Source organism: Candidatus Rokuibacteriota bacterium, assembly GCA_016209385.1.
In the GTDB taxonomy this organism is placed as follows: Bacteria; Methylomirabilota; Methylomirabilia; order Rokubacteriales; family CSP1-6; genus JACQWB01.
In genome coordinates this window covers 1-14,647 of the sequence record JACQWB010000079.1, presented here as the reverse complement: position 1 = coordinate 14,647, position 14,647 = coordinate 1, and the positions used below count along the sequence as shown (strand labels likewise).

The window sequence follows — 14,647 nt, the reverse complement described above, 5'->3', positions numbered from 1 at the left end:
GAGGGTGCGGTCGAAGAGGAGCATCGCGGAGGCCGAGGTCAGCACGGGGAGCGCCAGCAGCAGGAGGATCGCCGTGATGAACATGGCCCAGATCACGAGAGGCAGGCGGAAGAAGGTCATGCCGGGGGCGCGCATGTTGATGACCGTGGTGATGTAGTTGATGGCTCCCATCATGGAGCCCAGGCCCATGACGAAGAGGCTGATGAGCCAGAGGTTCTGACCCCAGTCCACGCCCGTGTAGCTCGCCTTGGCCGACAGCGTGGCGTAGCCGGTCCAGCCGGTGGCGGCGTGGCCGCCCGGGACGAAGAAGCCGGCCAGCATGATCAGGCCGGCGACGATGGTTGTCCAAACCGAGAGCATATTCAGCCGGGGGAAGGCCATGTCCCTGGCGCCGACCATGAGCGGGATGCAGAAGTTGCCGAAGGCGCCCGCCAGGATCGGCATGATCACGAAGAAGATCATGAGGGTGGCGTGCATGGTGAAGAGCATGTTGTAGGTCTCGGGCGGGATGATCCCGTCGACCAGGTAGGGCTCGGGGACCCAGCGGAGCCCGGGCACCGGCGTCTCGGGCCAGGCGAGCTGCCACCGGATCAGCATCGCCAGCAGCCCGCCGATGACCATCATGAAGAGCCCGAGGAAGAGGAACTGGCGGGCGATCATCTTGTGGTCGGTGGAAAAGATGTAGGTCCGGACGAAGCCCAGCTCATGGTGGACGTGGGCGCCGTGCGTGACCGTCGCAGCCGCTGGGTGACTCATAGCTGTCTTTCTCCTTGTGGGGACGCCTTCGACGGTCCCCTCCGAGCGCGGGCTTCGCCCGCGCAACCCCTCCTCGGGGGGAGGCTTCGGAAGGGGGGCGGAGCCCCCCTCCGAGTCATGGCCACTGTTCCTTCACCCACTTCGCGTACTCCTCGGGCGTGTGGACGTAGAGCCAACCCCGCATGCCCGAGTGCCCGAAGCCGCACAGCTCGGCGCACGGCATCTCGTACTTGCCCGGCTTGGTCGCCTCGAACCACTGCTCGATCTCGCGCCCGGGGACCACGTCCTGCTTGAAGCGGAGGTTCGGCAGGAAGACGCTGTGGATGACGTCCTTGGACTTCAGCACGAGCGTGATGGGCTTGGCCACCGGCACGTGGATCTCGTTGTCGAAGGTCTTGTCGTCTTCGGTCCCGAACTTGCCGTCGGGACCCGGGTAGGTGACGATCCAGTTGAACTGCTTGGCCATCACCTCGATCTTGACGTCACTGGGCGGCACCTGCATCTTGATCCGCGCCCACGTGGGCACCGACAGGGCCGTCAGCACGACCAGGATGAGGGCCGGGACGATGGTCCAGACGATCTCCAGGGCCGTGTTGCCGTGAGTGTACCTGGCCTTACGCCCCTCGCGGTGGCGGTACATCACGAGGAAGGCGATCATGGCCGCCGCGACGAGGATGAACACCGCTCCGGTGATGTAGTAGATCAGGTGGAAGAGGAAATCGATATCGTTGCCGTAGGTCGAGACGTTCTCCGGAAGCCACCAGCTCAACATGGGCTCATCCCTGTCTGTCCCCCTGCGCTTAGGATGATCGACCTAGCCGCGTAGCGCCAACGGACTAGTATCCAAGGCGAAAACGAACCTTGTCAAGTACGCGTGCGCGTTGGGCGTTTTGCCGGCTACTTCTTCGCCAGCTCGAAGGCCACCTTGGTCTCGGCCCCGGCCTTGACCTCCACCTCCTTGGTTGCCTTCCCGAGCGTCTCGTGCCACACCTCGACCGTGTGTTTGCCGGCCGGAACGTTCTCGATCTTGAACGTGCCCTTGTCGTCGGTCACCGCGTAATACGGGTGGCCCATCACCACGACCCAGCCCGCCATCCAGCTATGGGCGTCGCACTGGACCTTGACGATCTCGGGCTTCTCGAACTTCTCGGTCATGACCTTCTTGAACTTGGGCTGGGCCTTGTTGATCGAGGGGTTGGCCGTCGAGAAGGTATGGATGTTGTGGAGGACGCCGTCCGGGTTCAGGATGTCCACCTCGGCGCCCGCCGGGACCAGGAGCACGTGGGGCTGGAACTGACAGGTCTTCTGGTCGAGCACGGCCTTCTTCGCCGGCTTGGGCGCGGGTCCCTTGCCACCGACGACGGAGGCGACCGCCCAGCGGATCCCCTTGTTGGCCCCGACCACGAGTTCCTCCGACTTCTTCTCGTTGCCGCAGGCCTGGTTGTCCTTGTTGACCTTGACGACCTTCGGCTCCGGGGCCGTCCCGGCGAACTTCACCTCACCGACAATGCTCCCCCCGCCCTGGGCTGTCACCTGGGCAGCCCCGCCGAGGACCACCGCCGCCAGCAGGGTCGGGGCACTGATCACGGATACCCACGTACGCATCGCTCGCTCCTCCTTATTTGGATCGGAGGGGGCCTCGACGGCCCCCTCCGACGCCTCCCCCCACAAGGGGTTGCTCCGGCCGGGTACCCGCGCCTAAGGCGCGGGTGGGCGCTCGAACCGAGATTATTTCGGCCTCGCCTCGTGACGGGCCTGCCTGTGCGGCATGGCCGCCGCCCCTCGGCTCGAACCTCCCCATTATCCCCCCCGGACCCCGCGCCGCGCGCGGCGCACGACCAGCCACTCGAGCGCGGCGGTGACGAGGACTACCAGGGGGGGAATGATGTACGGCTTCTTCGAGCCTGGCTCTTCCAGGCGAAGATAATACCACGACGAAAACGCCATCTTGCTGCCTGTCTCGCCCGCGCCCCCGTCCCACGCCATGAAGGCCACCGAGAGGAACCGCCCGATCGGGAACTGGAGATCGTTCGGGTCCTGGGTGACGCGCGGGCGCTTGATGACCAGGCGGTACTGGCCGTCGGCAAAGACCACCTTCCCCCCGGCCTGAACGGCTTCCCCGGTCTGGGGAGTGAGCTTCCCCAGTCCCGAGGCGTTCGCCTCGCCGACCCCGCCGTCGGACGTCCAGCGCAGGAGATGGACCGGATTGGAGCCGTCGCCCAAGAGGACATACGGACGCTCGTCCCCTTGCGGAAACCTGAGGGGGAACTGCAGCGCTACCTCATCGGCGAAGGTCTTGCCGGCCGGGTCCGGCTTCGAGGCCGTGGGATCATCCCAGGTCAGGTGGAAGGCGATCTCGGTGTCGGAGTAGACCGCGCGAACCGTGAGCATGTCGATGGAGGGATTGAAGTTGCGCGGGTCCACGATTACCTGGCCTGCCAGCGGGAAGTTGGCAGGCGCCTCGGCGGCCCAGAACGGGGCGGCGGGATCGTCAGGGATCTCGCCCTGGACCGCCCGAACCGGGAGGATCGTCGCGAAATCGGGTTTCTCAGGGCCGAGGGACTTCACGTAGTTGGCCAGGTGCCAGACGTCCTCCGGCTTCTCGACGCTGTCGATGAAGGACGGCATCGGCGTGCCCATGAGCCCCGTCACCAAGCGCGCGGCGATCTCCTTGGCGGTCGTCCCGCCGCGGAAGGTCCAGGCCTTCGTCAGGTTGGCGGGCCTCACCTTGTGGTCCCAGTCGTCCTTCAGCTCGGGGGCCGACGGGCCGTCGCCGCGCCCGGCGTTGCCGTGGCACTTGTTGCACTCGATAGCCTCGAACATCTCCTTCCCCCGGGCGATCGACTCCTTGGATGACGAGACCTCCTTCGGGAGCTCCGCCGGCTTGGGGGCCTCCTTGAAGGCCTCCGGCCCCAGGGCCTTCAGGTAGGCCACCAGGTTCCACCGGTCCTTGTCGGGAAGCACCTTCCAGGCTGGCATGGAGGTGCCGGGCATGCCCTCGCCGATGATGCGGAACAGATCCGCGTCCGTCGGCACCCTTCCCGACGCGGTCGTGCGGATCTTGTACTTCCCCTTGGTGAAGTCGCGGGGCCTGGGATCGAGGAGCGGTGCGGCCGGGCCATCCCCCTTCCCCTCGTCACCGTGGCAAAGGGCACACTTCTTCTCGTACAGCGCCTTGCCCGCCGCGGGGTCGCCGGCCTGCTGGGCCTCCGCCCGGCTGAGGGGCCAGAGCCCGAAGCCGGGGAAACGGGCGAAGGCAATGGTCGCTTCGGCCTGCGAGTGCTTGTGGGCTCCCTCCTCCCAGCGCCTCGGCTGGTAACCCGTCGCGTCGTAGAGGTACATGATCACCTTCCAGATCTCTTCCTCCGTCAGCCGGTCCTCCCAGGCGGGCATGACCGAGTTCCAGGGCGTGGACTCCCTCGGCAGACCCGGCCCGCCCTTGGCGATCCGCCAGAAGAGAAACGCCTCCTGGAGCATCGCGATGGTGCCGGGATCGGTGAAGTTCGCCGGCGGCGGGTTGAAGGCGTGGGCGAAGTGGCCCGCCCCGTCGAGGTTGTCGCCATGGCAGTACATGCAGTTCTTGATGTAGATCACCGCACCCTCGGCCACGTGTGTCTTGAAATTGGCCGCGTCCTTGCGAAGGGGGTTGTCCAGCCCCTGGATGTCAATGGTCTTGCCCCGGAACGCGATTGAGGCAGGCGGCGCTGGGTGGACAGCGCGGAGTTCGGCGGGGGCCTCGATCCTGGCCGCCGCCTGAGTGTACGCGTAGTAGCCGAGCAGCAGCGGGAGGACAACCATCAGCGCGATCCGGATCGGTCGCTTCGAGTCCTCCACGAGGGTGGAGCGGATGGGGGCCAGGAAGGCCCGCCAGGAGTCCGAGTCCGAGGAGACGTACACGAGGACCGCGATAAGCACGATCGCCATGTAGAGCGTGACCACGCTCCACGGGGCCGGCGGCCGGATCCCGAACCTGAAGAGGACGAACGTGGCGACCAGAACGAGCGCCGCCTGGAAGAACTTCGACCGGAGCAAGTTCATACGACGAGCGCCGCGCGCCGGGGTGCCCTCCCTGGCTCAGGCCTCCTCGCCTCGACGGGCGCACCCACGCCTTCGGCGTGGGTACCCGGCTCGGACGCCTCCGCTGGCCCCCCCATCCCCCCGCGGCGGGGGGCAGTCCTCGCGGCCAACTCCGTTCGGCCGCTCGGCGCGCTCCGGCATCCTGCGCTTCGCCGCCCGCTACGGCTCGTCGGATTCGCCCGGGCGGGCACCCCGAGCGCGCGCCGACGCTTCCAGTGCGTCACGCACACCCTCCTTATTTCTTCACCGCGGCTGACGGGGCGCCGCCCTCGCCCTTGAGCGTGAGGAGGAACGAGACGAGGTCCACGTATTCCTTCGCGGTGAGCGTCTGGCCGAGGGTGGGCGGCATCACGTTGGGCGGGTAGCCGGCGACAGTCCCCATCCCGCCGGGGTTCAGGATCTTCGCCATGATGTACTCGGGGGTCTGGATCTTGGCGATCTGGGAGAGGTCGGGCCCGACGGGCGAGGCCCCGACGGCGCCCGCCTTGTGGCAGGCGATGCACGCGCCCTTCCCCATGAACACCGCCTGGCCCGCCTTCGGATCACCGGGGAGCTTCATCTCTGCCACCGGCGCTCCTCCACCCGCGGGGATGGCCCCCGCGGTCTTGGGAATATCGTCGAGCTTCACGCCCACCGTCCCTCCGAGGGACTCGAGGAACGCCACGACCGCCCAGAGCTCGGAGCGGTTCAGACCGATCGGTGCCCGGTCCACCTTCGGCATGATGTTCGGGTAGCCCTCGACCAGGTAGGCGCCGGGGTCGAGTAACGACTCGAGCAGATACGCCTTCGCGCCCGCCCCGGGCTTCCGCTTGGCGGCCGTCGCGCCGATGCCGGCCAGGTCGGGGGCCCGCGTTCCCTTCTGGCCGACGCGGTGGCAGACCTCGCAGGTCCCCTTGCCCTTGAAGATCTCCTCGCCCGCTTTGACGAGTTGCTCGGGAGTCACATTCCCCCCTTCGAGCGAGAGCTCCTCGGGGGGCTTGGACTGGATCTGGGGGATGGAGTTGGCGTAGTAGCTGTACGCCCCCATCACCGCCAAGGCGAACATGCCGACCTTGACCAGAACCGGGACCCGCGTCACTTCGCGTTGGAGCCGCCCGCGAGCACCGGGGCGGCAGCGTGGGCGTCCGCCCTTCCCCGCTCCCCCAGCCCGCCGAGCCAGAAGATGAAAAGGACGAGGGCGAAGAAGACCGCCGTGACGACCGTGATCATGTTGGCCGCGTAGCCGAGCGCGGGCGTGACCGCGTCGGGGGAGGTATCCCGCATCACCCCGTAGACGTGCCAGTGCTGGCGGATGCCCGAGCGCGCGAAGCCCATGAGCCCCATGAGCCAGGCGAAGGAGACGGCCAGGAGGATCAGGACGTACTGCGAGCGGGGCGCGATCTGCCCCCAGCGGATGGCGCCGGTGGAGCGGGCGCCCCTGAACATCGGAATGTCGATCGCCATGACGAGCACGATGGCCGCCAGCACCGACAGCACCTGGTAGACGGAGAACCCGATCCGGACGATGGACTCCACGAAGTAACCGTACACGCCGTAGAAGGTCACGACGGCCGCGGCGAGGCCGAAGATCCCCCACTGCGCCGTCATGCCCATCCCGGCCCATGGCTTCACCGATAGCTTGTTGGCCCGCCGGTAGAGCAGGTAGGAGAGGAAGGTCGTCAGGATCATCAGGTTGACGGCCGTGTTCTTGGCCGACATCACGCCGAGGACGCCCAGGACCGGGTGGTGGGTCCCGCCCATGGCGCGGAGCTCCGTCGGCGTCATCGGGATGCTGCGGGGAGTGGCCCACACGATGAACCCGGCCGCCAGGATCATGATCATGTACGGGATGTAGCGCCGGTAGCGCTCGGAGCCCGGGATCCGCTCCATGCCGAGCCAGAGGTAGTAGTTGGAGCCGATGAAGAGGACACCGATCAGGATGGCCTGGATGACCCAGAGCCAGGACATGAAGCCGCCCATCATGGTGATCCCCATGGTCTGGTTGAAGGCGTAGATCTCACGCCCCAGCCAGTAGACCGCGAAGGGGAGCACCATCAGCGCGGAGATCGCGACGAAGTTGCCGACGTAGCCCATCCAGTCGTAGCGGGCGCGCTCGTCGTCAGTCTTGGCCGAGAGGAACCGGAAGGCCGCGTACGCGCCGGCGATCGTGCCGCCGAAGACGATGTTGGCGATCAGCCGGTGGATGTTGAGCGGCATCCAGGTGAAGTTGTAGATCGCGCCCCAGAGCGACCTGAGGTTGCCGGCCTCGTCGATCCCCCCGGGGGAGACCATGAAGGTGACCCAGGCGTTGGAGACGAAGAGGATCGCCGTGCCGAAGAGGTTCGAGAGCACCCCGAGCGAGACGTGGATCCACTTCCGGGATCCAGAGAGCCACTCCCAGCCGTAGTACCAGAGGTAGACCGTGAAGGTCTCCAGGAAGAAGAGGGCCGCATACACCCAGAAGGTCGGGTAGAAGATGCCGGTCATGTAGGCCCAGAACTTGGGGTAGTAGCCGACGAAGAGGAAGAGGAGGAAGGCGCCGAGAAGCGCCGTCGTGGAGAAAGCCGCGAAGGTGAGCTTGACGAACTCGTGGGCCAGCCAGTCGTAGCGCCCTTCGCCCGTCCGCCACCCCATGATCTCGATGATCACGGCGAAGATCGGGACGCCGAGGATGAAGGCGGCGAAGTTCAGGTGGAGCTGGGCGACGGCCCAGACCGCCAGGCGCGAGCCGATGACGGGAAAGGCGCGGTAGGCGACTTCCTTCCCTCCCTCCTGGGCGAGGGCCGGCGGAGCGCAGGCGAGGAGCGCGACGAGCGCGAGGAAAAGGAGGGAGGAGCAGGCGACACGCCGATGGGCGGCAGCTCGGTCAGTCACACACTGCACCTACGACCCTGATCCGCGTTCGATCACCCCGGTTGGCGAAAAAACGATGTGACTCGTGACAACAGTGACGAGCTTGTTCTCTCGATCACAAGTTTAGTGAATTCCCGGAACGTGTCAAGCAGAAATTTCCGTAAACGGCTGGTCCGCGAATACTTGGGCCTGATCCCGCGTCCGATTGCGGTGGGCGGCCGGCGGTCCCGCTCGTTTGACACTCCAGGAACGGTTGGCTAGCATGGGCAGTGAGGGGAGGCGACGAAACCTCCCACCAAAGCAGAAGACCCAATTCTTCATGCGCGCTGTCGAAGAGCTCAAAGGAACCGAACCGCCGGAGGGCGACCGCCTGCGTCGCCTCCTGGCACGAGACCTACTGGAGGTCGGTCGATGATTCAGCTGAGTCGGAAGACGTTCGCCATCGTCCTTCTCCTAGTCCTGGCCGCGGGCGTGGGCGTGGGCGGATGGGGCGCCGGGGCCGTGGAAAAAGCCAAGCCGCGCCTGATCCCGCCTGGCGTTCAGGCCCCTATCATCCCGGCCGCGCTCCCGCTGCCGTCCGGATCGTTCGCCCAGGTGGCGGACGCGGTCAAGCCCGCCGTGATCAACATCAACACGGTCACCCGGGGGACGGTCCGCACCCCCTTCGAGGAGTTCTTCGGCGAGGAGTTCTTCCGCCGCTTCTTCGGCGATCCCCCCGAGATGCTCCAGCGGAGCCTGGGCTCCGGCGTGCTCGTGGATTCTTCCGGCATCGCCCTCACCAACGCCCACGTCGTCGAGCGCGCTAGCGAGATCGAGGTGGTCACCGCGGATGGCAAGAAGCACAAGGCCAAGGTCGTGGGGGTTGACAGGCGCACGGATCTGGCCGTCCTCCGGCTCCAGGGCGGCGGCCCCTACCCCGCGGCGGTGCTCGGCGACTCGGACAAGGTCAGCGTCGGCGACTGGGTGCTGGCCATCGGCTCCCCCTTCGGCCTCGAGCAGACCGTGACCGTCGGGATCATCAGCGCCAAGGGGCGTGTGATCCCGGGCGGGGGTCCGTTCAACGAATTCCTCCAGACGGACGCGGCGATCAACCCTGGCAACTCGGGTGGGCCGCTCGTGAACATGAACGGCGAGGTGATCGGCATCAACACCGCCATCGTGGCCGGGGGCCAGGGCATCGGCTTCGCCATCCCCATCAGCATGGCGAAGAGGATCTACACCGAGCTGGTGGCCCGGGGGAAGGTCGCGCGCGGCTGGCTCGGGGTGAGCGTGCAGCCGCTGACGCCGGAGCTGGCCAAGAGCTTCGGCGCGAAGGGGGACAAAGGCGTCCTGATCGCCGACGTGATCCAGGACAGCCCCGCCAACAAGGCCGGGCTCCAGCCGGGGGACATCATCCTCGAGTTCGACGGGAAGAAGGTCGAGGGCCCTCCCGACCTCCAGCGCGCGGTGGGGCTCACCGCCCCGGGGAAGACCGCCCAGGTCAAGCTCTGGCGGGACAAGACAGAGCGCCAGCTCGAAATCGAGATCGCCGAAACCCCGGACGAGCGCCAGGCCCTGCGTTCCGCCGCCAAGGGCAAGAGCCTGCTCGGTCTCGAGGTTCGCCCCGTTACCCCGGACCTGGCCCGCCAGCTCGGCCTGAGGACTGCCGACGGGGTCTTCGTCAGCCGGGTCGAGGACGGGAGCCCTGCCGAAGAGGCCGGCATCCAGCGGGGCGACGTGATCCGGGAAGTCAACCGCCAGCGGGTCAAGGGCCTCGGCGACTTCGAGCGCCTCACCCAGGACCTCAAGCCGGGAGACCGGATCACGGTCCTCCTCCAGCGCGGGCCTATGTCCCTCTATGTCGCCTTCACGCTCGCCCGCGGGTAGGCGTGTGCGCGGCGCGTAGCGCGGAGGCGCCATAAAAGGACCTTATCGGTCTTCGCTCTGGCTACGGTGCCCACGACGCGGCGCGGATAGCGCGGGTACGACCGTACAAGCTACGGAGGTAGCGGAAGATGCCGTAGAGCACGAAAGGAATTGTGAGGGGAAGCCAGCGGGTGCCCAGCTTGTCCACCGTCTCCGATCGACCTCAATCGCGACCGCTCCCGCCACCACGCAGGACGAAACCGAGAGCCCACCACGAGGACATCTACGATCACCAGATGCTTCAGCCGAGGCAGTAGAGCGTCAGGAGGGCGGCATAACCGCGGGCCGTCCAGGCGCAGGCGCGAGACAGGGCGAGGGTACCGACAAGAGCCACGAGAAGGAGGCTCACCCCGGCTGCCGCGGGCCGAGATCGAGGCAACGCCCCCGGCGCGGCCGGCCGGTGGCGCCGTTAAGCAGGCAGAAGATGAGGTACGCAAGGAGCGAGCGTCCGACAACCTGCGCCTCTCACAGGTTCCGAGAGAAGGCCAGGCCGGCGAAGATGAGCAGGTTCTTAGTCCACTGCCCGGGCCGCAGTGAGCGGAGAGGCGCCAAAAGAAGGACTGGCCCGTAATGTTATGCATGCCTGACCTGCCCTCTGTAGATCCAGGTAGGTTATGGTAGCTTTTTTATTGTGGGTAACCGACGGGCTTCCGGCGGATCACGATTGAGCCGCCGGAGCGGGCAGTCAACACTCGCGGGCCGCGACCACCGTACCCGGATTCGCCTGCCGGGCGTGCGCGCTGTCGCGGCGGTCATCCCGCTGGTGCTCGCGCTTGCCACCTTTTCCGCCTTCCTTCCGACGCTCCAGAACGGGTTTGTGGATTGGGACGACCGTGTCACCCTTCTAGAAAATCCTCACTATCGTGGGTTCGGATGGAAAGAGCTCCGCTGGATGTTCACTTCCACCCTAATGGGACACTGGGTGCCGCTGACCTGGATGACCTTTGGCTTGGATTATCTCGCATGGGGAATGAACCCTCTCGGCTACCACCTCACGAGCCTCCTGCTTCACATGGCCAATGCCGTGGTGTTCTACTATCTCGCGCTGCGCCTGCTCGGGCTTGCCATGGCGGGAGGGGCAGAACTCGCGCTCCACGTGGGAGCAGGGATTGCTGCGCTCTTCTTTGCCATCCACCCGCTCAGGGTGGAATCGGTGGCATGGGCGACCGAACGGCGTGATGTCGTCTCCGGCCTCTTCTTTCTGCTGACGCTATTGACCTACCTAAAGGCGGCGCAAGCGGAAAGCCCCGCACGAGGGCGCTGGTTGGCCGGATCTATCGGAGTCTACGGTCTGGCGGCAGCCTCGAAGGCGATTGTAATGACGCTCCCCCTCTTGCTGATCATACTGGACATCTACCCGCTGAGACGGATGGAAAACAAACCGCGAGAATTGACCACGTCCCGGGCCCGGGGCGTTCTTCTCGAGAAGGTTCCCTACTTCCTCCTAGCCCTGTTCGCCGCCGGAATGGCCATTTATGCTCAAACTGAGCTCGCGTCTCCCCTGGAGAAACACTCCCTCCCAGCTCGTGTCCAGATTGCGCTGTACGGCCTCTGGTTCTATGTTTGGAAGACCTTGATTCCGCTGGGTCTTTCCCCTCTCTACGAGCTGCCGGTGAGAATGAGCGTCCTGGAACCTCGCTTTCTCGGCAGCACTATCGCGGTCGCAGCCATCACGGGGATCCTGCTCGTAATGCGCAAACGATGGCCCGCAGGCCTCGCTGTCTGGGTCGGGTATGCGATCGCGCTTGCCCCGGTAAGCGGGCTCACTCAGTCCGGTCCCCAAATGACCGCGGATCGCTATACCTACCTCTCCTGTCTCGGGTGGGCCCTCCTGGTCGGCGCAGGGGTGTGCGCGCTCGTCCGCGCCCGGGGAAAACTCCTCCGGGTCCGGGCTTACATCGCCGCGGTCGTCGCCGCGGTGGGGTTGGCCGGTCTTGGCACTTTGACGTGGAACCAGGTCCAGGTGTGGCACGACCCGGAGACCCTCTGGACCCACGCGCTCTCCCTCGACCCGAACTCCTCGATCGCCCACACCAATATCGGCGCGCTTCTCAGGAAAAAAGGCAAGCTGGTCGAGGCCATCGAACACATCCGAAAAGCTCTCCAGATCAACGCCAGCAATGCTGACGCCCACATGAACCTGGCTGGTGCGCTCGTCGACCAGGGGTGGCTGGACGACGCCATAGGCCATTATCAACAGGCCATCATGCTCAGGCCGCGTTTCGCCGAAGCTCACACTAACCTGGGTGTTGCGCTCCATACCCAGGGAAAGCTCGATGAGGCGATCAAGCATTATCGGAAAGCCCTCGAACTGAAACCAGGTGTGGCGGAAGCCCACTCGAACCTTGCCGTTGCCCTTGCGTCTCAGAGCCGGCTCGATGACGCCATCGTCCACTACAGGCAGGCCCTCCAGCTTAACCCTGACTTTCCCGAAGGCTACAACAACCTAGGTCTCGCGCTCGCTCAACAGGGGAAGCTCGACGAAGCACTTCAGCACTACCGGCACGCCATCAGGCTGAGACCGGAGTTTGCGCCGGCCCATCTGAACGCGGGCAATGCGCTCCTCGCGCAAGGCCGGTTGGACGACGCGATCGAGCACTACCGGCAGGCGCTCAGGATCAACCACGGCTTCGGAGCCGCCCGAAGCAAGCTGGAGGCCGCCTTACGCCTGAAAGAGCGGAGATGAGGCACGTTAGGGGCTCGGCGACTGAGGGATGCGCCGGGCTGCCTCCCGCGCCGCCTCCTCGGGGCTGAGCCCCATCAATGCGAAGACCTCGGTAAGCCGGTCGCTGACCCCCTTTCGGTGGTGCGGAGAGCCCAGCTCTTCGGCCTTTAGGTAGTACTAGGTAGAGGCGCCCAGATCATCTCGCCAATCACTCCAGGGATGGACGAGCCTCGCCCATCTCAAACGGACCGTTCTGAAGTTATACAGGTGGTCAGGGTCTCTGGGAGTGGCGGTCTTCTGGAAGAGCGAATCGTTCTCTCGAAGCCAGGGATGGGGGGAAGAAGGCTTTGCCTTTTTGTAGGCAGGCATCAGCGCGCGCCGGGCGCCTCCATCGGCGTCATCCGTCGTCTGCAAGCCTTGAGCCCCGTCGGTCTGTTACAATTCAAGCAGGGCGGCGCATTCGGGCCGCTTAGCTCCGGGCGCCGCCCATCGCTCTATGGCCATGGAGTACAAGGACTATTACAAAATTCTGGGCGTTGACCGCAACGCCGACGACAAGACCATCAAGCACGCCTACCGCCGCCTCGCCCGGAAGCACCACCCCGACGTGAGCAAGGCCAAGGGCGCGGCGGAGCGCTTCAAGGAGATCAACGAGGCCTACGAGGTTCTCTCCGACCCCGAGAAGCGCAAGCGCTACGACAGCCTGGGCCCTGACTGGCAACGCTTCGCCCAGGCTGGGGCGGGCCCGTTCGAGGGGTTTCGCGTCCACTTCGGCGGGCGCGGTGGGGACCTCGGAGACCTCGGGAACTTCTCCGACTTCTTCAGGACGATCTTCGGTGATCTGGGAGTGCGCGGGCGCGATCCCTTCGCCGACCTCAGCGAGGAGATCGGAGGCGGCCGCGGGTCCCGGCGGGCGCGCGGGCAGGACGTTGAGGCTGCTGTCGAGGTGAGCCTGGAAGAGGCGTTCCGCGGCAGCGCGCGGACGGTGGACGTCGACGGGCGACGCCTCGAGGTGAAGATCCCGGCGGGCGTGGATACCGGGTCGCGGGTGCGGGTGGCCGGCGGCGGCGTCCCGTCAGGCGCGGGCGGCGACCGGGGCGATCTCTACCTGACGGTCACGGTCCGCTCCCACGCGTTCTTCGAGCGGAAAGGGGACGATCTCTACGTGGACCTCCCCGTGACCGTCGCGGAGGCGGCGCTCGGTGCCGAGGCGGAGGTGCCGACGCTCAGAGGCAAGGTCTCGATGAAGATCCCGCCGGAGACCTCGAGCGGGCGAACGTTCAGGCTTCCCGGCTACGGGATGCCGCGTCTCAGAGGCGGCGCCGCCGGCGACCAGTACGTGCAGATCAAGGTCCTCGTGCCCTCGGGGCTCTCCGCCCGGGAACGCCAGCTCTTCGAGGAGCTGAAACGCCTGCGCACGGAGAACCCGCGGGCGCATCTGGCGTAAGGCATGCGCCCCTCGCCCTGCCCTCTCCCCCATCGGGGAGAGGGGGAAACATGAGGGGAAGCGGGTAGGATGAGGACAGGAGGCTAACCTTTCCATGCGATTCGACAAGTTCACGGTCAAAGCTCAGGAGGCGGTGCAGGCGGCCCAGTCCCTGGCGGACCAGCAGAACCATCAGGCCATGGAGCCCGAGCACCTCTTGCTGGCCCTGGTCCAGCAGGAGGAAGGGGTGGTGGGCCCGGTCCTCGCCAGGCTCGGCGCGCGGCCTGACGCCATCCGCCGCCAGGTGGAGGACGAGCTCAAAAAGCTCCCCCAGGTCCGGGGGGGCGGCGGCCAGTATCTCTCACCGCGCCTCAAGGAGGCGTTTGATCGCGCCTGGGCCGAGGCCGAGAGGCTCAAGGACGAGTACTGCTCGACGGAGCACCTGCTGATCGGGCTCAGCCAGGACAAGGACGGCGCCGCCGGCCGCATCCTGCGTCAGCAAGGCGTCACGCCCGAGGCGATCTACCGGGCGCTCGTCGAGGTCCGCGGCTCCCAGCGCGTGACGGATCCCAACCCCGAGACGAAGTACCAGGCCCTCGAGCGGTACTCGCGCGACCTGACCGAGCTGGCGCGCAAGGGGAAGCTGGACCCGGTGATCGGCCGCGACGAGGAGATCCGCCGGGTGATGCAGGTGCTCTCGCGCCGGACGAAGAACAACCCGGTGCTGATCGGCGAGCCCGGCGTCGGCAAGACAGCGATCGTCGAGGGGCTCGCCCAGCGGATCGTGGCGGGAGACGTGCCGGAGGGGCTGAAGGGGAAGCGTCTCGTGGCGCTCGACATCGGGGCGCTCGTGGCCGGAACCAAGTACCGGGGCGAGTTCGAGGACCGCCTGAAAGCCGTGCTCCGGGAAATCACCGAGTCCGACGGGCAGATCGTCTGCTTCATCGACGAGCTCCACACCCTGGTTGGCGCCGGCGCCGCTGAGG

10 protein-coding genes are annotated in these 14,647 nt (G+C 66.3%); 4 read left to right on the top strand and 6 right to left on the bottom strand.

Features of this window, described 5'->3' with window-relative positions; translation table 11 throughout:
- The 6 genes from HY726_05550 to HY726_05525 all read right to left on the bottom strand — a co-directional run.
- The coding region (locus HY726_05550) for a cbb3-type cytochrome c oxidase subunit I (GenBank protein ID MBI4608457.1) at window positions 1-756 on the bottom strand (756 nt) is incomplete at its 3' end.
- Window positions 757-871: 115 nt separating this feature from the next.
- Window positions 872-1,528, bottom strand: coding sequence for a cytochrome c oxidase subunit II (gene coxB, locus HY726_05545; protein ID MBI4608456.1), 657 nt, complete (start codon window positions 1,526-1,528; stop codon window positions 872-874).
- A gap of 125 nt (window positions 1,529-1,653) precedes the next feature.
- Window positions 1,654-2,361, bottom strand: a complete 708-nt coding sequence (locus tag HY726_05540) for a carboxypeptidase regulatory-like domain-containing protein (protein ID MBI4608455.1) — start codon at window positions 2,359-2,361, stop codon at window positions 1,654-1,656.
- Window positions 2,362-2,556: 195 nt separating this feature from the next.
- Window positions 2,557-4,794 (bottom strand): c-type cytochrome, encoded by a 2,238-nt coding sequence (locus tag HY726_05535; protein MBI4608454.1) that lies wholly within the window; start codon window positions 4,792-4,794, stop codon window positions 2,557-2,559.
- A 274-nt stretch (window positions 4,795-5,068) separates the two neighbouring features.
- The gene (locus HY726_05530) at window positions 5,069-5,911 is read right to left on the bottom strand and encodes a c-type cytochrome (protein ID MBI4608453.1); all 843 of its coding nucleotides are present in this window, start codon (window positions 5,909-5,911) and stop codon (window positions 5,069-5,071) included.
- Window positions 5,908-7,686 carry a cytochrome ubiquinol oxidase subunit I gene (locus tag HY726_05525; protein ID MBI4608452.1) on the bottom strand — a complete coding sequence of 593 codons (1,779 nt, stop codon included), beginning with the start codon at window positions 7,684-7,686 and terminating at the stop codon, window positions 5,908-5,910. Before HY726_05525 ends, HY726_05530 begins: the two co-directional genes overlap by 4 nt.
- A gap of 390 nt (window positions 7,687-8,076) precedes the next feature.
- On the opposite strand from HY726_05525, the gene HY726_05520 reads away from it, so the two are divergent.
- The 4 genes from HY726_05520 to HY726_05505 form a co-directional block, all read left to right on the top strand.
- Window positions 8,077-9,531 carry a Do family serine endopeptidase gene (locus HY726_05520; protein MBI4608451.1) on the top strand — a complete coding sequence of 485 codons (1,455 nt, stop codon included), beginning with the start codon at window positions 8,077-8,079 and terminating at the stop codon, window positions 9,529-9,531.
- 703 nt (window positions 9,532-10,234) lie between these two features.
- Window positions 10,235-12,256 (top strand): tetratricopeptide repeat protein, encoded by a 2,022-nt coding sequence (locus HY726_05515; protein MBI4608450.1) that lies wholly within the window; start codon window positions 10,235-10,237, stop codon window positions 12,254-12,256.
- A gap of 481 nt (window positions 12,257-12,737) precedes the next feature.
- Window positions 12,738-13,682 (top strand): DnaJ domain-containing protein, encoded by a 945-nt coding sequence (locus HY726_05510; GenBank protein ID MBI4608449.1) that lies wholly within the window; start codon window positions 12,738-12,740, stop codon window positions 13,680-13,682.
- A 94-nt stretch (window positions 13,683-13,776) separates the two neighbouring features.
- Window positions 13,777-14,647 (top strand): AAA family ATPase (locus tag HY726_05505; protein ID MBI4608448.1); only part of this gene is annotated, 871 nt, incomplete at its 3' end.

What these genes read in the sequence shown, in the direction of transcription:
- coxB (MBI4608456.1), bottom strand. Translation starts at nt 1,528, where the DNA reads ATGTTGAGCTGGTGGCTTCCGGAGAACGTCTCGACCTACGGCAACGAT.
- HY726_05540 (MBI4608455.1), bottom strand. Translation starts at nt 2,361, where the DNA reads ATGCGTACGTGGGTATCCGTGATCAGTGCCCCGACCCTGCTGGCGGCG.
- HY726_05535 (MBI4608454.1), bottom strand. Translation starts at nt 4,794, where the DNA reads ATGAACTTGCTCCGGTCGAAGTTCTTCCAGGCGGCGCTCGTTCTGGTC.
- HY726_05520 (MBI4608451.1), top strand. Translation starts at nt 8,077, where the DNA reads ATGATTCAGCTGAGTCGGAAGACGTTCGCCATCGTCCTTCTCCTAGTC.
- HY726_05510 (MBI4608449.1), top strand. Translation starts at nt 12,738, where the DNA reads ATGGAGTACAAGGACTATTACAAAATTCTGGGCGTTGACCGCAACGCC.